This is a genomic window from Bacillus sp. NEB1478 (genome assembly GCF_031582965.1).
Lineage (GTDB): Bacteria > Bacillota > Bacilli > Bacillales > Fictibacillaceae > Fictibacillus.
Genome location: NZ_CP134049.1, coordinates 1,555,782 through 1,575,589 on the forward strand (window position 1 = coordinate 1,555,782; position 19,808 = coordinate 1,575,589).

Consider the following 19,808-nt stretch of genomic DNA (forward strand, 5'->3'; position numbering starts at 1 on the left):
TAAAGGAAGGTAATAGAAATGAAAATTAAAGCAGTATGCTTTGATATGGATGGAGTTCTAGTCGATACAATGCCTCATCATGTAGAAGCATGGCTCCATTCATTTAAAGAAAAAGGATTCCATCATGAAGAAATAGAGTTTTATCTGAGAGAAGGAATGCCTGGAAAACAAACGATTCAAGATATTTTTGATACTTTTGAAGTAAACGCTGCAGAACAAGAAATAGAAGATATCTATAAAGAAAAAAGGAAATATTTTAAAAAGCACGCTAAATACACATTTATTAAAGAAACGATAAGTTTACTGCACTATTTAAAAGAAAGAAATATACCTTGCTGTTTAGTAACAGGAAGCAGAAGGGAATTTGTTGACGAAGTATTGAAAACACTTTCTTTTGAATTTCATTATGTGATCTCAGGTGATGATGTTAATCACGGGAAGCCATTACCAGAACCATATGAAAAAGCTATGAGTCATTTTTCTTACAACCCTTCAGAATGGCTTGTTATAGAAAATGCACCGCTTGGAATAGAATCTGCTAAAAAAGCAGGTGCGCTTTGTTTGGCAGTGGAAACAACACTGAGTGAAAAATACTTGGAGGCAGCTGATGTAATCGTGAAGCCATCTATGCTGTTGCAAATTGTGAAAAGTCTCATTAATGAGTAGATCTTATTTAAACATGACAGCATGTCTAGCGGACATGTTGTTTTACTTTCTTATTTTTTCGTGTATACTATGAGACAGTCTAAATCGTACTCATTACTACTTATCAATTTTTAGGGGAGATTTGCCTTGGATGAAAAATTACAAATCCCAGCTGTTACAATAAATGATTTGTCATTCCATTATGGAGGGAAAAACGTATTGGAACATGTGACAATGAAAATAAAACAAGGTTCTTTTTTAGGACTTGTTGGACCAAATGGATCTGGGAAATCTACATTAATTAAATGTCTATTAGGACTCCAAAAACCCCAGAATGGCAGTGTTCATTTGTTTGGGGAAAAAGTAAATAAATTTAATAAATGGGATAAAGTCGGATATGTATCCCAAAAAGCAAATAGTTTTAATACAGCTTTTCCAGCCACAGCATTCGAAGTGGTTTCAATGGGGCTATTTGGGAAGGTAGGGCTTTTTCGTTTCCTGAAAGACTCTGACAAACAAAAAGTATGGTCTGCCTTAAAGGCTGTTAATATGGAGAAATTTGCCGGTAGAAATATTGGAGAGCTTTCTGGGGGACAACAGCAGCGGATCTTTATTGCCAGAGCTCTTGCCAGTGATCCCGAACTGTTGATTTTAGATGAACCCACGGTTGGAGTCGATGCAGAGTCATCAGCATCGTTCTATAAAATGCTAAAACAGCTGCATCAAGAAAAAAAAATGACTCTCGTTTTGGTCACACACGATGTTGGTGTTATGACAGATTATGTTACGGATGTAGCCTGTTTAAATAAACAAATACATTTTCATGGAAATACTCAAGAATTTGAAGAAGGTTCGTTGGATAACATTTCTGCATTTTATGGACATCATGTCCATGTCCTTCACCATGACCATGATCATGATTAAGGGGATAAATACATGTTACCTTTTTTAAAATATGAATTTTTACAAAATGCATTTTTAACAGGGATTATGGTAGGACTTCTTGCACCAGTTTTAGGGGTGTTTCTTGTAGTTAGACGACAGGCGCTGATAGCCGATGCTCTTTCCCATATCACTCTTGCGGGAATAGCAGCTAATTTATTGTTAGGAAAGTGGTCCGTATTCTTTGCTTCAGCTAATCCCATCTACTTTGGCATGTTATTTTCTGTGGCAGGCGCCATATTTATCGAACAGCTGCGCAAGGTGTATAAACATTATGAAGAGTTGGCTATTCCGATTATTATGTCTGCTGGTATCGGTTTAAGTGTCATTTTTATATCGATGGCAGATGGGTTTAACACTGATTTATTCAACTATTTATTTGGGAGTATCATTGCTGTTAAACAATCTGATGTTATAACCGTTTTTGCAATCTTAATCATCGTCCTCTTATTTGTCTTTTTTATGTATAAAGAATTATTTGTCCTTTCATTTGATGAAGAACAAGGAAAGTTATCTGGAATAAGGAGCAATTGGATATTAATTGCTTTTATGGCCATCACAGCATTAGTCATCGCTGCCTCCATGAAAATTGTTGGAATTCTTCTTGTTTCTTCTCTTATGACTTTACCTGTTGCTGCAAGTATTAGAATTGCAAAAGGCTTTAAACAAACGATCTGGTTATCCATACTGTTTGGAGAGATTGCGGTTATTTCAGGAATGTTTTTGTCGTATTATTTAGATCTTGCTTCTGGCGGTACCATTGTTGTTTGTCTCGTCATCATTTTATGTGTTTGTATATTTTATAAAAAGTTCACGAGTTCACGAAAGGCGGCGCATTCATGAAATACGATCTTTCAATAGCAGAAGCAATGGAACTTTTAAAGAAAAAAGGCTTTAAACATACTGAAAAAAGAAAAGACCTTCTCACACTTTTTGCTGAAGAAAAAAGATACCTTTCTGCGAAAGAAGTTCAGGAAGGATTGAAGGAACAATATCCAGGACTAAGCTTTGATACGATTTATAGAAACTTAACCACCTTTGTCGATCTCGGATTACTTGAAGAAACAGAGTGGGAAGGGGAAAGAAAATTCAGGTTTACTTGTTCTCACAATGAACACCATCATCATCTGATCTGTTTAACCTGCGGAAGTACGAAATCAATTCATACATGTCCAATGGAAGTGCTAAACAGTGAATTAAGCGGTTTTAATGTGACGGGGCATAAGTTTGAGGTTTATGGATATTGCGGTGAATGTAAGAACTAAATAAATTTATTTTTAAGTATGCTCCTCCTTTTTTTAGCCAAGCTAATAAGAAAGGAGGTTTTTTTATGCCAGAAGTAAAATGTAATGTCTCAAACTGCACTTATTGGGGAGAAGGAAACAGCTGTGTGGCAGATGCGATTTTGGTGGAAATTGACAGACATGCAAATAATGCATATGACATGAGTGCGGATGGAAGTCTCCAAGGTGATGCTTCTCACAAAGACCGTGCTGAAGATACTGCTGAAACTTGCTGCCATACGTTTAGAGCAAAACATTAATTAAGAAGCCTCTATTCAGGGGCTTTTTTTGCTTTTATTAGTGATTTTTTTGAGATGTCCATATCTTAACATCTATGAAAAATCTCTATTAAAGCCATAATAAGAACGCTCCTTAAAGCTGAAAGAGAGGGAATTGAAATGGCAGATGAAAGAAATACAAACGATTTTAATGATAGTGAATATAGGGAAGAAACAGCAGCTGAAGTAGCACCGCTTAGAAGTGATCTAACTTATCCGGAAAACGAACATCCGCGTTTTGCTGAAAGGGATCACAGAATTGATGATGAAGAAAGACATGAAAGAGAAGGTGGGAAAGCAACGGGCGTGATCGCCATCATACTCTCTGTTCTATCTTTATTTATCATCCCTGTATTGTTTGGTGCAGCTGGTATCATCGTTGGTTTTTTTGCTCGAAGACAAGGGGCACATACTTTTGGAAATTGGGCAATCGGAATCGGTATTGCTTCGATTCTAATCTCCTTATTTTTTGCACCGTTCTTTTAATGTATTAAGGAGCTAAGAAGGAGCTATTGGCTCCTTCTTTATTTTGTTATTTCACTTATAGCGTCACGCAGTTTTGTTTTTATTACAGTTAAGTCAGTTTTTTCTGTTATTGAACCGGATTCATTTTCTAAATAAAAAGTGGAAAATGACTGATTTTTGTATCTTGGTACAACGTGCATATGATAATGAGTTAACTCATCAAAAATCCCGCCGTTTTGGCATATCGTAATACCGTCTGGATTAAACATTTTTTGTACTGCCTTTGATATTAGAATAGACGCTTTCATGATTGAATCGGCAGTACTTTCATCAAGGTCTGCAGCCTCTTTAAAATGTTTTTTCGGCAATATTAACACATGGCCATCGTTGTATGGATCATGATCTAAAAAACAACAAACATAATTATTTTCATAAACGACGTATACTGATTCGTTTTTATTTGCTAAATTACATCCCAAACATTCCATTTATACACATCCGATGATTAAATTGGTATTTTATATTAAATAAAGTTTAGCATAGGTTGTAGACTTAGGTGACACATTATTTTGATTTTATAAAAAGTAAAAAGCCTCCACTAAGGGAGGCTTTTTATGCTTGCTGTGCTTTTAATTTTTCTTCATGAGCTTTTGCCAAAATATCTACTTCTTTTTTCAATTCGTCAAGAAGCTGATCTTCTGGAATCTTTCGGATGATTTCTCCGTGTCGAAATAATAGACCTTCTCCACGGGCACCAGCGATTCCGATATCCGCTTCTCTAGCTTCACCAGGACCATTAACGGCACAGCCTAAAACGGCAACTTTGATAGGTGCCCGTATTTTTGAAATGTATTCTTCCACTTCATTTGCAATTGTAATCAAATCGATTTCAATACGTCCGCATGTGGGACATGAAATTAATGTAGCTGCATCTGAAAGCAGTCCGAATGATTTTAGCAATTCGCGTGCCACCTTAACTTCTTCTACTGGATCAGCACTTAAAGAAATACGGAGTGTATTTCCTATTCCCTTATGAAGAATTACCCCAAGCCCAGCTGCACTTTTAACAGTACCTGCAAATAGAGTGCCTGATTCTGTAATTCCTAAGTGTAAAGGATAATTAAAAGCTTTCGATGCTTTTTCATATGCTTCGATCGCTAAGTTAACATCTGAAGCTTTCATAGAAACAATAATATCATGGAAATCCAGTTCCTCTAAAATTCGAATATGGTCCAATGCACTTTCAACCATTCCTTCGGCAGTTGGATAACCGTATTTTTCAAGATATTTTTTCTCAAGAGAACCTGCGTTAACACCTATACGAATAGGAATCCCTTTAGCTTTAGCTGCTTTAACTACCGCTTCAACTTTTTCGCGTCTGCCGATATTGCCCGGATTAATCCTAATCTTATCAGCTCCGCCTTCAATTGCTTTGAGCGCAAGTTTGTAATCAAAATGGATATCTACTACAAGCGGAATATTGATTCTTGATTTTATGTCTGCGATGGCTTCAGCAGCTCTCATGTCGGGACAAGCTACACGGACAATTTGGCATCCTGCTTCTTCTAAACGTTTTATTTCTGCTACTGTAGCTTCAACGTCGTGTGTTTTTGTTGTTGTCATACTCTGAACAATAACCTGATCTGTGCCGCCTATTGTATAGGGACCTACTTTTACAGGTCTTGTTTTTGAACGGTGGGTGATTTCACTCATTTGGTGAATCGCTCCTTTTTTCAAATTGACAGCATAATGCTGTCCTATCATCAGTTCATTTTAGCAGGGATTATTTTGTTTTGACAAGTATTGTTACCTTTACTTGTTTTTATAAAGCGGAAATTTATATGTTTTTCCTATCTGGATGTGCTCAGGGTCTGTTCTTGGATTTAAAGCTTTGAAATCCTTTAACATCCCGGCAATAGTATATTTACCATTTATATTTACTTTCTCGACTACTGATATTAAAGTGTCTCCTGGTTTGACTTCATACATTTGATATTTTTCTTCTTTATTTTGTGTAATCTTAATTTTATTATCAATAACCTTTGCATTTACCGGTTGATTTTGAGGGAGTGTGCCAATTTTTAAATCATAAGCAACTGCATATAAAATAAGCAGGATAAAGCAGCCTGTAAGAAATTTTTTCATTTGTTCCCTCTCCTTTCTTATGTAACACTTTATGCTTGTCCTAGCGTTTTATGACAGGTTTAAAGTGACTTTAATATAAGCATTGGTGTAAAATGGAAAGGTCTAATGGACAAAAAATGATTTTTTATACGTATCAATGTAGTTGTACCGAATAGGAGAGGTGAAGAGTATGAAGAAAATAAAAGTACTTACCTTGCTATCTGTTATGATGCTTGCCTTATTAATGGCACCTTCAAAAATGTTTGCAGATGCAGCACCAGGGGATGTAATCGTTACACTTGGACAAAACTTATCTGAGGAACAAAAGAATTCTTTATTAAAAGAGATGGATGTTCCAACAGACGTACAGACTGTAACCGTAACGAATGAGGAAGAGCACAAATATTTGGGGAATTATATTTCGAAAGCCCAAATCGGAACAAAAGCAATTTCCTCATCGAAGATTACGATTGGTGAAAAAGATCAAGGTCTTTCTGTTAAAACAAATAATATAAATTGGGTAACAGAAGAAATGTATATGAATGCTTTATCTACGGCGGGAGTTAAAGATGCCGATGTATATGTAACAGCGCCATTTGAAGTTTCCGGTACAGCAGCTTTAACTGGAATCTTAAAAGCGTATGAAACCACTGCTCAAATTGAAATTCCAGAAGCTCAAAAGCAAGTAGCAAATGAAGAAATGGTAAAAACAGCGAAGTTAGGCGAACGAATCGGTGCTAAGGACGCCACTGAACTTGTGAGTAGAGTTAAAGAAGAAATAGCAAAAAATCCGGTACAAACTGAGGATGATCTTCGGACGCTTATTCAAAAAGTTGCTAAAGATATGGGGATCGAGCTTACAGACAATGAATTAAACGGTTTAGTTGATCTGTTTAATCGCATGAAAGATTTAAATATCAATTGGGACCAAGTACAAAACGATCTTAAAAATGTTAGTGATAATTTAGGTGATTTTTTAAATAAACCAGAAACACAATCTTTTATTCAAAAGTTGATTGACTTACTTATGCAGTTGATTGATGCTATCAAGTCATTGTTTAAGTAAATAGAAAAAGCGGCTGCTAATCAGCCGCTTTATTTTTTTACAGGAGTATTATTAATGGATAATACTAAAATGATACAGGAAATCATCCAGAACCATAGGAAAGAATATGGAATCTGCACGTTAAAAGCAAATATAATCGTCAGTAAAACAACAGGCAGGGTTATAGAATAACAAGATATAACCCAGAGATGTCTGTAAGTCAGCTTCTTATTTCCTAATTTAGAAAAGATCAATCCGACGAATGATAAAACAGATACACCTGAAAATAAAATACCTGATAAAAGAATGTACAAAGTAAAATAAATGACAACTAATACAATAGGCATTATGCCACTCATCGATTCGGCAAATTGCTGCATTTGTTCTTGATTTAAGCCGTAGTTGTGAAAATTGCTCAGGAGCTGTCCTTTGCTGTTACTAAAAAGGTTAATTAAAAAGAGAAAGGCCATTGGAATCATACAAATAAATGTTAGTAGCAATACATACATAATCGTACTGCCAACACCGAATAACCGGAAGTGTGAAATTGAATTTAAAGAATATAAACTTTTAAGAAATCGTTTATGTAGTTTCATGCTTGTGCTCCTTTTTTCGTATGGCAATAATAAGTTTACATGATGCCTATGAAATGGACAATGACTAATACTTTGTAAAGGTATTGTTACATTTCTTGATTTTTCTTTACACTGTATAAACAAATTTAGGATAATGACAACGGTCAGTAGAAGTTAGGAAAAGGGGCTGCAAACCTTGGATTTACAAGATATCATTTTTCAATTTATAGGTGGATTAGGGATATTTTTATTTGGAATTAAATATATGGGTGAAGGGTTGCAAAATTCAGCAGGAGACCGCTTACGGGAAATTCTTGATAAATTAACGACAAACCCTTTTATGGGAGTATTGGCAGGGATATTTGTAACTGTATTGATTCAAAGCAGTTCGGGAACCACTGTTCTAACAGTTGGTCTTGTTAACGCCGGATTTTTAACTCTTCGTCAAGCAATCGGCATTATTATGGGGGCGAATATCGGTACAACGATCACTTCGTTCATCATTGGGATTGATGTAGGTGGGTATGCTTTGCCGATTATGGCTGTTGGTTCCATTTTTATTTTCTTTTTTAAAAATTTGAAATGGATTTATGTCGGTCAAATCATTTTCGGATTTGGCGCTTTATTTTTAGGCTTAGACTTAATGGGCCAAGGTATGAAACCATTAAGTGATTTTCGAACGTTTCAAGATTTGACAGTGTCAATGAGTGACAATCCTATTCTTGGGGTTATCGTAGGAACAATCTTTACAGGCGTTGTACAATCTTCAAGTGCTACGATCGGGATATTGCAAGAGTTATATGCACAAAACATGATTGATTTGAAAGCGGCTTTGCCCGTTTTGTTCGGTGATAATATCGGAACTACTGTTACAGCGGTTTTAGCAGCAATCGGCACAACGATTGCTGCAAGAAGGGCGGCTTTAACACATGTCATTTTCAATTTAATTGGTACATTAATTTTTATTATTTTCCTTGAACCATTTCGTAAATATATCGAATTTTTGGCTTTGAAACTTCATTTGCAGCCTGCCATGCAAATTGCTTTTGCTCATGGAACATTCAACATTACGAATGTACTTATTCAATTTTGGTTTATTGGATTCTTAGCTATGCTAGTTACTAAAATCATAAAAGGTGAAGATCAATTAATTGAGCACAAACCTAAACATCTGGATGAAATCATATTAGAGACTTCACCAGTTATGGCAATAAGACAAGCAAAACTGGAGATTTTGAGAATGGCTAATTATGCTGAAACTGGTTTAAAAGAAGCCATTCAGTATTTGAATGTAAAAGAAAAGAAGAATGCAGAGCTTGCTCTCCAATATGAAGAGGCTATAAATAATTTGGACCGTCAAATTACTTCTTATTTAATAAAACTATCTGTTCACCCCTTAACGAAGCAAGAATCTAATGAACATTCAATGCTTCTTGATGCATCACGTGATATAGAGCGCATTGGTGATCATATGGAAAACATCATTGAACTAGTGGATTATCAGCTGCGAAACAACGTACGTCTAACAGAGATAGCAAACAATGAAATTAATGAAATGTTTGATCTTACACTAATGACATTAATGCGAGCCATTACAGCCTTAGAAAAAAATAATATTGAATTGGCTCAAGAGGTATTAGGATTAGAAGATAAAATCGATAAAATGGAACGCACACTTCGCAAACAGCACATTCTCCGTATGAACGAAGGAGCATGTGATGGAAATGCCGGAATTGTCTTTGTTGATATCATCAGCAACTTAGAAAGAATTGGAGATCACGCTGTTAATATTGCAGAAGCCGTTTTAGAAAAGTAAACTAAAAATCAAGAGAGCTTCACTTGATAACTTTTAAAGCTCATTAGTAACTATTGTCACTCTTCTTGGAAGTTGTTGATTTTCGTTACAGGATGCTCGCTTTCATCGGGCGTGCGGTGTGCCCACAGTAGAAGATAGATGAAGATCCATATTGGAGGATCAATTCTCGAGCCAGAAGCAACAATCTTTTAGAAAGGCTGTATTCGTATTCATTGTTACTTTTGAAAGTAGTTGATTTCCGTTCCAGGTCGCTCGCTTTCCACGGGGTAGGCGGTGAGCCACATTCGCACGCTTCACGTATAAGTGTCTCACCTGCCCGCCTGTCCCGCAGGACAAGGAAAGCTTCGACAGCGTTACATCGCACGAAGAAAATGTGATTTTCATTTTCGAGGAGTCTCGCTACCTTCCACTCCAATCAACTGTCTAAGAAGATAATAAAAACGAGATTTGAAAAGAAACAATCTTTTAGAAAACAGCCTTTCATTATGAAAGAAAGGGGAAAACAATGGATATATTGTACTGGATATTGATTGCACTAGCTTTTGTTATTAGTTTTATTGCTTTAATATATCCAATTTTACCTGGTGTTTTATTTTTAGCGGGTGGTTTTTTGATTTATGGGTTTGCCTTTTCATTTGATCCATTTACCCCGTTATTTATCATAATCCAAGTCTTGTTGTTCATTAGTCTATTCGTGATTGATTACGCAGGAAATGCTTATGCAATTAAGAAAAAGGGAGGATCCAAAGCGGCTATGTGGGGCAGTACGATAGGTTTGCTTGTTGGTCCATTAGTAATTCCTATCCCTGTAGCAAATATTATTATTGGACCATTTTTAGGAGCGGTACTTGCCGAGCTCATTTTTCATAGAAAAGGATTTAAGTCTTCTGTTTCAATTGGAATAGGTACTGTATTGGCATTCGTAGGTACAACTGTAATCAAAGTGATAACGCAAGCCCTTATGATCGGCTACTTTTATTATCAAGTTTTATAAACAGTCTTGATTAAAACCTTGAGCCGTGCTATATTATTTTTGTTCTAAAAAAGTACATGTGTTCGTTTGAAAATGTTGTTGACATTGTTTGCGAATACATGCTATAGTAGTTCTTGTCCTTAACAAAGTAAATTCATTATTCCACAGTAGCTCAGTGGTAGAGCTATCGGCTGTTAACCGATCGGTCGTAGGTTCGAGTCCTACCTGTGGAGCCATTTTGGCGGTGTAGCTCAGCTGGCTAGAGCGTACGGTTCATACCCGTGAGGTCGTGGGTTCGACTCCCTCCGCCGCTACCAAAATGTTTTTACCACGATGGCGGTCGTGGCGAAGTGGTTAACGCATCGGATTGTGGTTCCGACATTCGGGGGTTCGATTCCCCTCGTCCGCCCCATTTATCACTTACATAATTTTTTTCATGGACCCTTAGCTCAGTTGGTCAGAGCGGTCGGCTCATAACCGATTGGTCGTAGGTTCGAGTCCTACAGGGTCCACCAAAATCGAGGAGGTATACCCAAGTCCGGCTGAAGGGATCGGTCTTGAAAACCGACAGGGGTTTAACGACCCGCGGGGGTTCGAATCCCTCTACCTCCTCCACATTTTTTTTAGCTCGGTAGCTTCGAGCTTTACAACATAATGAACGACGAGTTGTCTCGACGGATATTCCCGAAGTGGTTCTTTTTAGAGGAAGTGACAGGGAACCGGCGGACAAATAATACTTCTTGGCTCGATAGCTAAGAGCGTTACTTCACGATTAGGCTGCGATTTGTCTCGACGGATACACATAGTAGATAAGCTGGTAGAGGAAGAGACACAGTATTTTAATAAAAATCAAAAATTTTAGTTTTTGAAATTTTTGGCTCGATAGCTCAGTCACGAGCAAAACACCGTGATTAAAACTACGAGTTGTCTCGACGGATATTCCCGCAGTGCTTCTTATTAGAGGAAGAGACAGGGAACCGGCGGACAAATAATACTTCTTGGCTCGATAGCTCAGTCGGTAGAGCAGAGGACTGAAAATCCTCGTGTCGGCGGTTCGATTCCGTCTCGAGCCACCATGTATACATATCATACCTTACGAATTTTCGTAAGGTTTTTTTCTATATAAAAATGTATTAGTGTTTAAGAATTGAAGTTTTAGTGTAAATTTGATAAGGTAAAATTAATCATTTACATCACTTTTTAAACAAGTAAGTTGACTAAATGGTTTCACGTTTCAAGGTTCCCTTGAAATCAAAAAAATTCTACATATTCTAAGGAGGAAATGAACATGGCTAAATTTGAACTGCCTGCATTACCTTATGAAACAAACGCACTTGAACCGCATATCGACAAAGAGACAATGGAAATTCACCACGGTCGTCATCACAAAACGTATGTTGACAATTTGAATGCTGCTCTTGAAGGTAAAGCTGAATTTGAAAGCAAGGGTCTTGAGGATCTTCTTTCAAACTTAAACGCTCTTCCGCAAGACATTCAAAACGCTGTTCGAAACAATGGTGGAGGTCATGCTAACCACAGCTTGTTCTGGGAAGTTATTGCTCCAGGCGGTGCTAATGCTCCATCTGGTGAACTTGCTGACAAAATCAACAACAAATTTGGAAGCCTTGATGCTTTTAAAGAAGAATTTGCAAACGCTGGAAAAACAAGATTTGGATCAGGCTGGGCTTGGCTTGTAGTTAACAATGGCGAACTTGAAGTGACAAGTACTCCAAACCAAGACAACCCGGTTATGGAAGGTAAGACACCAATTCTTGGATTGGATGTTTGGGAACATGCGTATTACCTAAAATACCAAAACAAACGCCCAGATTACATTAATGCATTTTGGAATGTTGTAAATTGGGATGAAGTTGAAAAACGCTACAACGAGGCTAAATAATTTACAAAAAAGCTGCTGGGATCTCCAGCAGCTTTTTTTGTTCATTTTTTTAATATTAGAAATCATGCGGAACCAGAGAAATAAGAGCTCTATATTATAAACAGATATCATGCACGCTGAACGTTTTTGCCAGTTTAAGCAGTATTTCATCAAGAAGCATGTTTCCATCTCCAAATGGATTTTGAGATTGTATTACGAAAATATTTTTTGCTTGAAAATACCAAATATAATCTCCATGATACCGTAAGAACCCCTCATGCAATTGATACTCTTCCTTTCTTAATGAAAAAATAATTGTCTGTACATCCTCATTATAAATTCGGTATTCAAACATATAGAGATTCTCCTTTATACAATAAAATCCAATTAGCTAAAAAGTGAATAGCTCCTTTTGTCTTGAAAGACACTAACGACGATATGTAAAGGGGCGAACAACATGATATTGAAAAAGTTCATGGAAAACGACCAGTACCCGAAAGATCTTTTTTTACTTTTGTTAGTAGGCGGGCTGTTTACATTGAGTACTGCCTTATCAAATACATTTGTTAATATCTTTTTATGGAAGCAATCAGGTGAAATAACTGATATAGCGTTCTATAATTTAGCCATCGTAGTCATGCAGCCAATCGCTTTTAATTGGGCAGGCTGGGCAGCAAAAAAGGTGGATCGGGTTATTGTACTAAGAATAGGTGTTTTACTTTTAGCGCTATTTTATATAGGTGTACTTTTTATGGGTACTTTAGCCAGCAGTTTCTTACTCGCTTTAGGGGCTATGCTCGGTCTCGGATTGGGATTTTATTGGCTTGCTTTTAATGTCCTTACACTAGAAGTAACGGAACCTGAGACTCGGGATTTTTTTAATGGTTATTTAGGTATTCTGAATTCCTTTTCAGGTATGCTTGGACCATTAAGTGCAGGTTTTATTATTACAAGAATGGACAAACAAATGGGATATGAAACCATATTTAGTATTTCTATGATTTTGTTTTTAATGGCAGTGGTCATTAGTTTCTTTTTGCAGCGTCGAAAAGCTGATGGACATTATGGTTTAAAAGAAGTTTTTCAAGAGCGAAAAGTAAATCATGCATGGAAGCAGCTTTTACGCGCTCATTTTTTTCAAGGGATGCGAGAGGGAACATTTCTGTTTTTAATAGTTATTTGGGTTTATACGGCAACAAAAAGTGAGTTTGCATTAGGAACGTTTGGATTTGTTCAGTCCATCGTCTCATTTATTGGTTATTATGTAGTTTCGCATTTTTTAAAGCCTTGGCAGCGAAAACAAGCAATCTTTGCTGGAGGTTTGCTCTTATTGATTTCCCCATTAATGCTGTTATTCCCAATTTCTTACCCATTGCTGCTCACCTATGGTATTTCTGTATCTGTTGCTTATCCGCTTTTGTTAGTTCCTTATGTTTCTTTAACTTACGATATTATAGGGAAGTGCCGGGGAATTTACGAAAAAAGAATCGAATATATTGTAGTAAGAGAACTGTATTTAAATAGTGGAAGAATTACATCCATTCTTACGTTTATTATAGTGGTTTATTTTCTTTCGGAAGAGCGCGGAATACCTATTTTGTTACCTGTTTTGGGTGCAGGGCATTTCTTAATTTATTTCTGCCTGAGGAATATTCCAGTACCTGCAAATCCAGTTGATTCAGTTACAGAATCAATTGAACTTGCTGAAACCCAGCAAGATGGCAACAGTTCAACTAAACAATAATTTATCTTTTGACATACCAGGCATTTTAGAGATACTATTGTTATGTAAAAATAATAAGTTTTTAAACTTGAGACACCTTTATTTGGGTGTCTGTGCTGTTTTTTAAAGGGAGATTTACAATATTATGAAAACAAAATCCACTAAAAAGAGAAACCATGTTCCCATCAGAATTAATGCCCTTTTCTTAACGGTATTTTTTCTCTTTTCCATTCTTGTGCTTCGTTTAGGCTTCATACAAATAGTTAAAGGTGAAGAATATAAGAGGGATGCTTATCTTACTGAGAATGTAACCACAAAATTAGATGCGCCGCGCGGAAAAATGTATGACACACATTATCGGGTTGTTGTAGATAATGAACCTGTATTCTCCATTACATATACGAGAACACGTGATGCAGATTCGGACAAGCGATTAGCGATTGCTAAAAAGCTCGCAGATTTAATAGATAAAAATACAGATGAGCTTACCGACAGAGATAAAAAGGATTTCTACATTTTATTACATGAAAAAGAGGTAGAAAAAAGAATATCTTCGACTGAAGAAAAAAATACACCGCCTGAAAAGCTATACGATTTAATGCTAGAAAAAGTTACGGAAAAGGATATTTCAACTTTTTCCAACAAACAACTTGAAGTATTAGCTATTAAAAGTGAAATGGACAGAGGATATACATTATCACCACAACGAATAAAGATTGGTGCTACTCAAAAGGAAATGGCACTGATAAGTGAGCACTTACCGGAATTGCCTGGAGTTGATATAAAACCTGATGCATCAAGATCATATCCTTTTGGTGAATCATTCCGAGATATGTTTGGTCAAGTGAAACAAATTCCTAAATCAAAAATGGATTTTTATACTTCCAGAGGAAATGACCGCAATGACATGGTGGGTACCAGTTTTCTTGAAGAACAGTATGAGGCACTTCTTAGAGGTACAAAATCGAAAATCAAATATATTACTGATAAAAAAGGCAACCCTGTTGGAGATCCAAAGGAGGAAGATGGAGCTAGGGGAAGCGATTTAGTACTAACAGTAGATATGGATTTGCAGAAAGAAGTAGAAAAAGTAGTAGAAGAAAAGCTGAAAGATGCGATTAAGGGCAAGTATGCGTATGACAATAAAGAATTAAATAAAGCCTATATCGTTATGATGAATCCAAAAACCGGTGCAATATTATCTATGTCCGGTAAAGAATATAATCGGAAGACAGGGAAGTTCAGCAACATCCCATTCGGAAACATTTATCATTCTTATGCAATGGGTTCAACTGTTAAAGGTGCAACCGTTCTAACAGGACTTCAGCAAGGTGTGATAAATCCTAATACTGTCATCTATGATGCTCCTTTAGTCTTTGGAGATGGGAAGAAACTAAAATCACATAACAACATGGGGCCGGTTAATGCTGTTGAAGCTTTAGAAAGATCTTCTAACGTTTTCATGTGGCATATAGCGATGCGTCTTTCAGGCTATGATTATGCCCACAAACGTTTCAATGAACATAAAGTGGACGAAGCGTTCCAAATTCTCCGTAATTCATATAGTGAATTTGGGTTAGGAGTTCCTACAGGGATTGATCTTCCTTCTGAAGCTACTGGTTATCATACGGGAGTAAGTGATGCTTTATCACAAGCGATGTATTTTTCCATTGGACAGTTTGATACGTATACCCCTATGCAAATGGCTCAATACGTTTCTACTATTGCAAATGGCGGATTAAGAATGCAGCCGCATCTATTAGAGGAAGTAAGAGAACCATCTGATGATCCTAATAAATTAGGGAAGCTTCTATATCACTTTGAACCTAATGTCTTAAATAAGATAGAAATGAAAGATAGCTATCTCGATGTTGTTCATAAGGGTTTTTATGAAGTAATGCACGGCAGTAATGGTACTGCTTCATGGGTGTTTAAAAATAAAGAATATAATCCCGCCGGCAAAACAGGTACAGCTGAAGTGGATAAAGAATCTGGATTAGTAAACAAAACATTAATTGGCTATGCGCCTAATGATGATCCTGAAGTTGCATTTGCTGTAGTTGTTCCGGATATCCGTGAAGGTTATACGAATCTAGAAATTGCAGAAGGTGCCTTGGATGCTTATTTTGACAAGAAAAAAGAAGGTATTTCCACGAAACCAACATCTGAAAAGAAAGAGAAAAAAGAACCACGCTAAAATTAGTGTGGTTCTTTTTTTGAATAATTTAATTCGAACAACAAATCCTACAAAAGTAATAGTTCTTAATAATTTCTTTACAATGAGTTAAAACCTAATTAATAAATGAAGGTTATTGTTGTAAATGTAAGTGAAAAAGCTTTTAGGAAATGGATAGAAAACAAATTCTATCTAACAAAAACAAAAAGTAGCTATTAGGGGGCCAATTAAGATGAAGAAAATGAAGTCAGTTTATCTTTTAGCTGTAATGTCACTGCTTTTAGTATTTGCAGCTGCTTGTGGAAACAAAAGTGCTGGAACATCCAATGATTCCAAAGAAAAAGTTTCCGGTTCAATTGTAGTTTCTGGTTCAAGTGCGATGCAGCCATTAGTTGCTGCAGCAGCAGAACAGTTTATGGAAGAAAATCCTGAAGCTGATATTCAAGTACAAGCAGGCGGAAGCGGAACAGGGCTAAGTCAAGTATCAGAAGGTGCAGTGCAAATCGGTAACTCTGATGTTTTCGCAGAAGAAAAAGAAGGAATTCCAGCTGATCAATTGAAAGATCATAAAATTGCTGTAGTTGGTATGACAGCAGCAGTTAACCCTGAAGTAGGAATTAAGGATATTTCTAAAGAAGATTTAATTAAAGTATTTACTGGTAAGGTTAAGAACTGGAAAGAGCTTGGCGGTAAGGATCAAAAGATCGCATTAATAAATCGTCCAGACTCTTCTGGAACGCGTGCTACATTCGTAAAATATGGTTTAGATGGACAAACTCCAGCGGATGGAGCGGCAACAGAGGATTCTTCAAATACAGTTAAAAAATTAATAAAAGAAACACCTGGAGCTATCGGCTACCTTGCATTCTCATATTTTAACGATAATTCTGTTACACCTTTAAGTATTGACGGTGTTGAACCGAAAGATGAAAATGTTCAAAACGGTAAATTCCCTATCTGGGCTTATGAGCATTCTTACACAAAAGGTGAACCTAAAGAACTTACTAAAGCATTCTTGGATTATATGCAATCTGAAGATGTTCAAGGGAAGTTAGTACCTGATCAAGGTTATATTGGTGCTGACACAATGAAAGTTGAACGAGATGCTGAAGGGAAGATTTCAGAAAAGTAAGAAAAATATGATATATTATTTACAAAGATAGACTACAGGGTAAATATTCGATATGAATATTTGCCCTGTTATGGTGTTTTTGGGAGGTACGAAGATGAATAAAATGAATGGTTCTTCAGCTAGAGACCGGTTGCTAAAAAGTTCGAACAAGCTAGCTATTAATATGGAAAGACGCGGTAGGTTTCTTGTATTGTTTTCAGCATTGATTATTATTAGTGCCACAATTGCGATTACAATTTTTTTAGGAAGCAAAGGACTACAATCGTTTATCCAAAATGGTGTTAATGTAATTGACTTTTTAACGAACACAAATTGGAATCCTACAGGAAGTGCTGAAAGTGGCGGTCCCACATATGGAGCAGTCCCTTTTATTCTTGGTTCGTTTGCTGTTACATTTTTAGCTGCCCTTATAGCTGCACCACTAGGTATCGGCAGTGCGATCTTTATGACGGAAATCGCACCGTCTTGGGGAAAAAGAATTTTACAGCCGGTTATTGAATTGTTAGTAGGTATTCCTTCAGTTGTTTATGGTTTCATTGGTCTATCGGTTTTAGTTCCGTTTATTAGAAATCATTTTGCGGGAAATGGTTTTAGTTTGTTGGCAGGTATGATTGTCTTATCTATTATGATATTACCAACGGTCACGAGTATTGCAACAGATGCGATGAGTTCCTTGCCTAAAGGATTACGGGAGTCTTCTTATGCAATTGGTGCTACAAGGTGGCAAACGATTTGGAGAGTATTGATCCCAGCTGCATCACCTACATTATTAACAGCTATTGTTTTAGGGATGGCACGTGCATTCGGGGAAGCACTCGCGGTACAAATGGTCATAGGAAATGTTAGAGGAATTCCTAATTCATTATTTGACCCTTCAGCTACATTAACTACAATCATTACTTTGAACATGGGTCATACAACTTTTGGAAGTGTGGATAATAATGTTTTATGGTCACTAGCTTTAATTCTGCTGGCGATGTCCTTCGTATTCATTATAATTATCCGTTATCTTTCTTCTAGGAGGCAGTTTTAATGAACAGTAAAGTTACGGACCGGATAGCAACCGGTATTTTTATATTAATTGCCATTATAATTACCTCAGTACTTTTTGGATTATTAGGATATATTATTTTTCATGGTTATTCTAAGCTGACTCTTGATTTTTTAACTTCTCCTTCAAGTTCTTTTAGAGAAGGGGGAGGAATAGGAAATCAATTATTTAATTCTTTCTACATTTTGTTTCTAACGATGCTTTTTACAATTCCGCTTGGTCTAGGCGGCGGTATTTATATGGCGGAGTATGCGAAACCAGGTAAAGTTACTAACATTATTCGAACGTGTATTGAAGTTTTGGCTTCATTGCCATCTATTGTAATTGGTATGTTTGGTCTTTTGATGTTTGTTAATTTAACAGGCTGGGGCTACTCTATTATTGGAGGGGCATTGGCATTAACTGTTTTTAACCTGCCCGTAATGGTCAGGGTATGTGAAGATGCGATCAGATCAGTACCCAACGATCAGAAAGAAGCTAGTTTAGCGCTTGGAATCACACATTGGTACACGATCCGGAAGGTATTGCTGCCATCTGCATTTCCATCTATTTTGACAGGAGCAATTTTAGCATCTGGACGAGTGTTTGGAGAAGCTGCAGCATTACTTTTTACAGCAGGACTGACTACACCAAGGCTTGATTTTGCAAACTGGAATCCATTTGATGCTAATTCACCATTAAATGTTTTTAGACCTGCTGAAACCCTTGCTGTTCATATTTGGGCCGTAAATACACAAGGATTGATTCCTGACGTGCGTGAAGTGGCAGATGGGTCATCCGCGGTCTTAGTTATAGCTGTTTTGATTTTTAACTTATTAGCAAGATGGATAGGAAGTATTGTTCATAAGAAAATAACTTCTTCAAAATAATATTTGAGGTAGGTGATTACATGAAAGTCTCAATTGGCACAAAAAACCACAATGTTACTAAACAAAGTGAAGACTATAAATTAGCACTGAAAGTAAAAGATTTAAATATCTATTATGGAAACAATCATGCCATCAAGGATGTAAATATAGATATTAAACAAAATGCTGTAACTGCATTGATTGGACCTTCTGGGTGCGGCAAATCAACTTTTCTGCGTTCGATCAATCGAATGAATGACCTAATTCCCATTGCACGCAGTACAGGTGAAATTTTATATGAAGATGTAAATTTAGTCGGAAATGATATAAATATTGTGGCATTAAGAAAAGAGATTGGGATGGTATTTCAAAGACCAAATCCCTTTCCGAAATCGATTTATAACAATATTACTCATGCACTTAAGTTTTATGGAGTTAAATCGAAGAATAAATTAGACCAAATTGTAGAGGAAAGCTTAAAGAAAGCTGCTTTATGGGATGAAGTAAAAGACCGATTGCACGACTCAGCTTTATCTTTGTCTGGCGGGCAGCAGCAGCGTTTGTGTATTGCGAGAACACTTGCGATGAAACCAAATATTTTATTATTAGACGAACCTGCATCTGCGCTTGATCCAATTTCAAACGCAAAAATAGAAGACTTAATTGTAGAATTAAAAAAAGATTACACAATCATTATTGTGACGCACAATATGCATCAGGCATCAAGAATATCAGACAACACTGCTTTTTTCTTAAATGGTGATCTTATTGAAATGGATGAAACGGATAAAATCTTTACTAATCCTACGAAAAAGGAAACAGAAGATTATATTACAGGTCGTTTTGGTTAAGG

21 protein-coding genes and 6 tRNA genes are annotated in these 19,808 nt (G+C 36.5%); 22 read left to right on the forward strand and 5 right to left on the reverse strand.

What is annotated here, in order from left to right; all coding sequences use genetic code 11:
* Window positions 1–18: 18 nt before the first annotated feature.
* The 6 genes from RGB74_RS07515 to RGB74_RS07540 all read left to right on the forward strand — a co-directional run bounded on the left by RGB74_RS07515 (window position 19) and on the right by RGB74_RS07540 (window position 3,634).
* A complete protein-coding gene (locus RGB74_RS07515; protein WP_310762367.1) occupies window positions 19–666 on the forward strand; it encodes an HAD family hydrolase in 648 nt (215 codons plus the stop codon).
* Window positions 667–792: 126 nt separating this feature from the next.
* Window positions 793–1,569: a metal ABC transporter ATP-binding protein gene (locus RGB74_RS07520; RefSeq protein WP_310762368.1), complete on the forward strand. Its 777-nt coding sequence runs from the start codon at window positions 793–795 to the stop codon at window positions 1,567–1,569.
* Between the two features lie 12 nt (window positions 1,570–1,581).
* The gene (locus RGB74_RS07525) at window positions 1,582–2,430 is read left to right on the forward strand and encodes a metal ABC transporter permease (protein ID WP_310762369.1); all 849 of its coding nucleotides are present in this window, start codon (window positions 1,582–1,584) and stop codon (window positions 2,428–2,430) included.
* A complete protein-coding gene (locus RGB74_RS07530; RefSeq protein ID WP_310762370.1) occupies window positions 2,427–2,852 on the forward strand; it encodes a Fur family transcriptional regulator in 426 nt (141 codons plus the stop codon). The genes RGB74_RS07525 and RGB74_RS07530 overlap by 4 nt, the downstream gene beginning before the upstream one ends.
* A gap of 65 nt (window positions 2,853–2,917) precedes the next feature.
* The gene (locus RGB74_RS07535) at window positions 2,918–3,130 is read left to right on the forward strand and encodes a DUF1540 domain-containing protein (protein ID WP_310762371.1); all 213 of its coding nucleotides are present in this window, start codon (window positions 2,918–2,920) and stop codon (window positions 3,128–3,130) included.
* Window positions 3,131–3,268: 138 nt separating this feature from the next.
* Window positions 3,269–3,634, forward strand: a complete 366-nt coding sequence (locus tag RGB74_RS07540; RefSeq protein ID WP_310762372.1) for a DUF308 domain-containing protein — start codon at window positions 3,269–3,271, stop codon at window positions 3,632–3,634.
* A gap of 38 nt (window positions 3,635–3,672) precedes the next feature.
* On the opposite strand, the gene RGB74_RS07545 is transcribed toward RGB74_RS07540, so the two are convergent.
* The 3 genes from RGB74_RS07545 to RGB74_RS07555 form a co-directional block, all read right to left on the reverse strand.
* Window positions 3,673–4,101 (reverse strand): HIT family protein, encoded by a 429-nt coding sequence (locus tag RGB74_RS07545; protein WP_310762373.1) that lies wholly within the window; start codon window positions 4,099–4,101, stop codon window positions 3,673–3,675.
* A 124-nt stretch (window positions 4,102–4,225) separates the two neighbouring features.
* Window positions 4,226–5,326, reverse strand: a complete 1,101-nt coding sequence (gene ispG / locus RGB74_RS07550) for a flavodoxin-dependent (E)-4-hydroxy-3-methylbut-2-enyl-diphosphate synthase (protein ID WP_310762374.1) — start codon at window positions 5,324–5,326, stop codon at window positions 4,226–4,228.
* A gap of 99 nt (window positions 5,327–5,425) precedes the next feature.
* Window positions 5,426–5,758: a LysM peptidoglycan-binding domain-containing protein gene (locus RGB74_RS07555; RefSeq protein WP_310762375.1), complete on the reverse strand. Its 333-nt coding sequence runs from the start codon at window positions 5,756–5,758 to the stop codon at window positions 5,426–5,428.
* 169 nt (window positions 5,759–5,927) lie between these two features.
* Here RGB74_RS07555 and RGB74_RS07560 point away from each other — a divergent pair, with 169 nt between their 5' ends.
* On the forward strand, window positions 5,928–6,803 hold the full coding sequence (locus RGB74_RS07560) for a DUF1002 domain-containing protein (RefSeq protein ID WP_310762376.1): 876 nt from the start codon (window positions 5,928–5,930) through the stop codon (window positions 6,801–6,803).
* Window positions 6,804–6,832: 29 nt separating this feature from the next.
* On the opposite strand, the gene RGB74_RS07565 is transcribed toward RGB74_RS07560, so the two are convergent.
* Window positions 6,833–7,378, reverse strand: a complete 546-nt coding sequence (locus tag RGB74_RS07565; RefSeq protein ID WP_310762377.1) for a DUF1189 family protein — start codon at window positions 7,376–7,378, stop codon at window positions 6,833–6,835.
* Window positions 7,379–7,553: 175 nt separating this feature from the next.
* Between RGB74_RS07565 and RGB74_RS07570 the strand changes: the two genes are divergently transcribed.
* The 9 genes from RGB74_RS07570 to RGB74_RS07610 all read left to right on the forward strand — a co-directional run bounded on the left by RGB74_RS07570 (window position 7,554) and on the right by RGB74_RS07610 (window position 12,046).
* The gene (locus tag RGB74_RS07570) at window positions 7,554–9,173 is read left to right on the forward strand and encodes a Na/Pi cotransporter family protein (protein WP_310762378.1); all 1,620 of its coding nucleotides are present in this window, start codon (window positions 7,554–7,556) and stop codon (window positions 9,171–9,173) included.
* A 505-nt stretch (window positions 9,174–9,678) separates the two neighbouring features.
* Window positions 9,679–10,167 (forward strand): DUF456 domain-containing protein, encoded by a 489-nt coding sequence (locus tag RGB74_RS07575; protein WP_310762379.1) that lies wholly within the window; start codon window positions 9,679–9,681, stop codon window positions 10,165–10,167.
* A gap of 140 nt (window positions 10,168–10,307) precedes the next feature.
* Window positions 10,308–10,382: transfer RNA gene (locus tag RGB74_RS07580), tRNA-Asn, on the forward strand.
* Between the two features lie 4 nt (window positions 10,383–10,386).
* Window positions 10,387–10,463: transfer RNA gene (locus RGB74_RS07585), tRNA-Met, on the forward strand.
* A gap of 19 nt (window positions 10,464–10,482) precedes the next feature.
* Window positions 10,483–10,558: transfer RNA gene (locus tag RGB74_RS07590), tRNA-His, on the forward strand.
* A 26-nt stretch (window positions 10,559–10,584) separates the two neighbouring features.
* Window positions 10,585–10,661: transfer RNA gene (locus RGB74_RS07595), tRNA-Ile, on the forward strand.
* A 7-nt stretch (window positions 10,662–10,668) separates the two neighbouring features.
* Window positions 10,669–10,761, forward strand: a tRNA-Ser gene (locus RGB74_RS07600).
* 385 nt (window positions 10,762–11,146) lie between these two features.
* Window positions 11,147–11,222, forward strand: a tRNA-Phe gene (locus RGB74_RS07605).
* Window positions 11,223–11,434: 212 nt separating this feature from the next.
* On the forward strand, window positions 11,435–12,046 hold the full coding sequence (locus RGB74_RS07610; protein WP_310762380.1) for a superoxide dismutase: 612 nt from the start codon (window positions 11,435–11,437) through the stop codon (window positions 12,044–12,046).
* Window positions 12,047–12,140: 94 nt separating this feature from the next.
* Here the strand turns inward: RGB74_RS07610 and RGB74_RS07615 are convergent, their stop codons facing one another.
* Window positions 12,141–12,380 (reverse strand): hypothetical protein, encoded by a 240-nt coding sequence (locus RGB74_RS07615; RefSeq protein ID WP_310762381.1) that lies wholly within the window; start codon window positions 12,378–12,380, stop codon window positions 12,141–12,143.
* A gap of 102 nt (window positions 12,381–12,482) precedes the next feature.
* Here RGB74_RS07615 and RGB74_RS07620 point away from each other — a divergent pair, with 102 nt between their 5' ends.
* The 6 genes from RGB74_RS07620 (at window position 12,483) to pstB (ending at window position 19,806) form a co-directional block, all read left to right on the forward strand.
* Window positions 12,483–13,769, forward strand: coding sequence for an MFS transporter (locus RGB74_RS07620; RefSeq protein ID WP_310762382.1), 1,287 nt, complete (start codon window positions 12,483–12,485; stop codon window positions 13,767–13,769).
* A 124-nt stretch (window positions 13,770–13,893) separates the two neighbouring features.
* A complete protein-coding gene (locus RGB74_RS07625) occupies window positions 13,894–15,945 on the forward strand; it encodes a penicillin-binding transpeptidase domain-containing protein (protein ID WP_310762383.1) in 2,052 nt (683 codons plus the stop codon).
* Window positions 15,946–16,156: 211 nt separating this feature from the next.
* On the forward strand, window positions 16,157–17,056 hold the full coding sequence (locus tag RGB74_RS07630; protein WP_310762384.1) for a phosphate ABC transporter substrate-binding protein: 900 nt from the start codon (window positions 16,157–16,159) through the stop codon (window positions 17,054–17,056).
* 94 nt (window positions 17,057–17,150) lie between these two features.
* The gene (gene pstC / locus RGB74_RS07635; protein ID WP_310762385.1) at window positions 17,151–18,089 is read left to right on the forward strand and encodes a phosphate ABC transporter permease subunit PstC; all 939 of its coding nucleotides are present in this window, start codon (window positions 17,151–17,153) and stop codon (window positions 18,087–18,089) included.
* Window positions 18,089–18,976, forward strand: coding sequence for a phosphate ABC transporter permease PstA (gene pstA, locus RGB74_RS07640; RefSeq protein ID WP_310762386.1), 888 nt, complete (start codon window positions 18,089–18,091; stop codon window positions 18,974–18,976). The genes pstC and pstA overlap by 1 nt, the downstream gene beginning before the upstream one ends.
* A gap of 20 nt (window positions 18,977–18,996) precedes the next feature.
* Window positions 18,997–19,806, forward strand: a complete 810-nt coding sequence (gene pstB / locus RGB74_RS07645) for a phosphate ABC transporter ATP-binding protein PstB (RefSeq protein ID WP_310762387.1) — start codon at window positions 18,997–18,999, stop codon at window positions 19,804–19,806.
* Window positions 19,807–19,808: the final 2 nt, after the last annotated feature.

Coding starts and splice junctions, on each gene's coding strand:
- RGB74_RS07555 (WP_310762375.1), bottom strand. CDS start 5,758: ATGAAAAAATTTCTTACAGGCTGCTTTATCCTGCTTATTTTATATGCA.
- RGB74_RS07615 (WP_310762381.1), bottom strand. CDS start 12,380: ATGTTTGAATACCGAATTTATAATGAGGATGTACAGACAATTATTTTT.
- RGB74_RS07620 (WP_310762382.1), top strand. CDS start 12,483: ATGATATTGAAAAAGTTCATGGAAAACGACCAGTACCCGAAAGATCTT.
- pstC (WP_310762385.1), top strand. CDS start 17,151: ATGAATAAAATGAATGGTTCTTCAGCTAGAGACCGGTTGCTAAAAAGT.
- RGB74_RS07625 (WP_310762383.1), top strand. CDS start 13,894: ATGAAAACAAAATCCACTAAAAAGAGAAACCATGTTCCCATCAGAATT.
- RGB74_RS07530 (WP_310762370.1), top strand. CDS start 2,427: ATGAAATACGATCTTTCAATAGCAGAAGCAATGGAACTTTTAAAGAAA.
- RGB74_RS07610 (WP_310762380.1), top strand. CDS start 11,435: ATGGCTAAATTTGAACTGCCTGCATTACCTTATGAAACAAACGCACTT.
- RGB74_RS07540 (WP_310762372.1), top strand. CDS start 3,269: ATGGCAGATGAAAGAAATACAAACGATTTTAATGATAGTGAATATAGG.
- RGB74_RS07535 (WP_310762371.1), top strand. CDS start 2,918: ATGCCAGAAGTAAAATGTAATGTCTCAAACTGCACTTATTGGGGAGAA.
- RGB74_RS07525 (WP_310762369.1), top strand. CDS start 1,582: ATGTTACCTTTTTTAAAATATGAATTTTTACAAAATGCATTTTTAACA.
- RGB74_RS07565 (WP_310762377.1), bottom strand. CDS start 7,378: ATGAAACTACATAAACGATTTCTTAAAAGTTTATATTCTTTAAATTCA.
- ispG (WP_310762374.1), bottom strand. CDS start 5,326: ATGAGTGAAATCACCCACCGTTCAAAAACAAGACCTGTAAAAGTAGGT.
- RGB74_RS07545 (WP_310762373.1), bottom strand. CDS start 4,101: ATGGAATGTTTGGGATGTAATTTAGCAAATAAAAACGAATCAGTATAC.
- pstB (WP_310762387.1), top strand. CDS start 18,997: ATGAAAGTCTCAATTGGCACAAAAAACCACAATGTTACTAAACAAAGT.
- pstA (WP_310762386.1), top strand. CDS start 18,089: ATGAACAGTAAAGTTACGGACCGGATAGCAACCGGTATTTTTATATTA.
- RGB74_RS07575 (WP_310762379.1), top strand. CDS start 9,679: ATGGATATATTGTACTGGATATTGATTGCACTAGCTTTTGTTATTAGT.
- RGB74_RS07630 (WP_310762384.1), top strand. CDS start 16,157: ATGAAGAAAATGAAGTCAGTTTATCTTTTAGCTGTAATGTCACTGCTT.
- RGB74_RS07515 (WP_310762367.1), top strand. CDS start 19: ATGAAAATTAAAGCAGTATGCTTTGATATGGATGGAGTTCTAGTCGAT.
- RGB74_RS07560 (WP_310762376.1), top strand. CDS start 5,928: ATGAAGAAAATAAAAGTACTTACCTTGCTATCTGTTATGATGCTTGCC.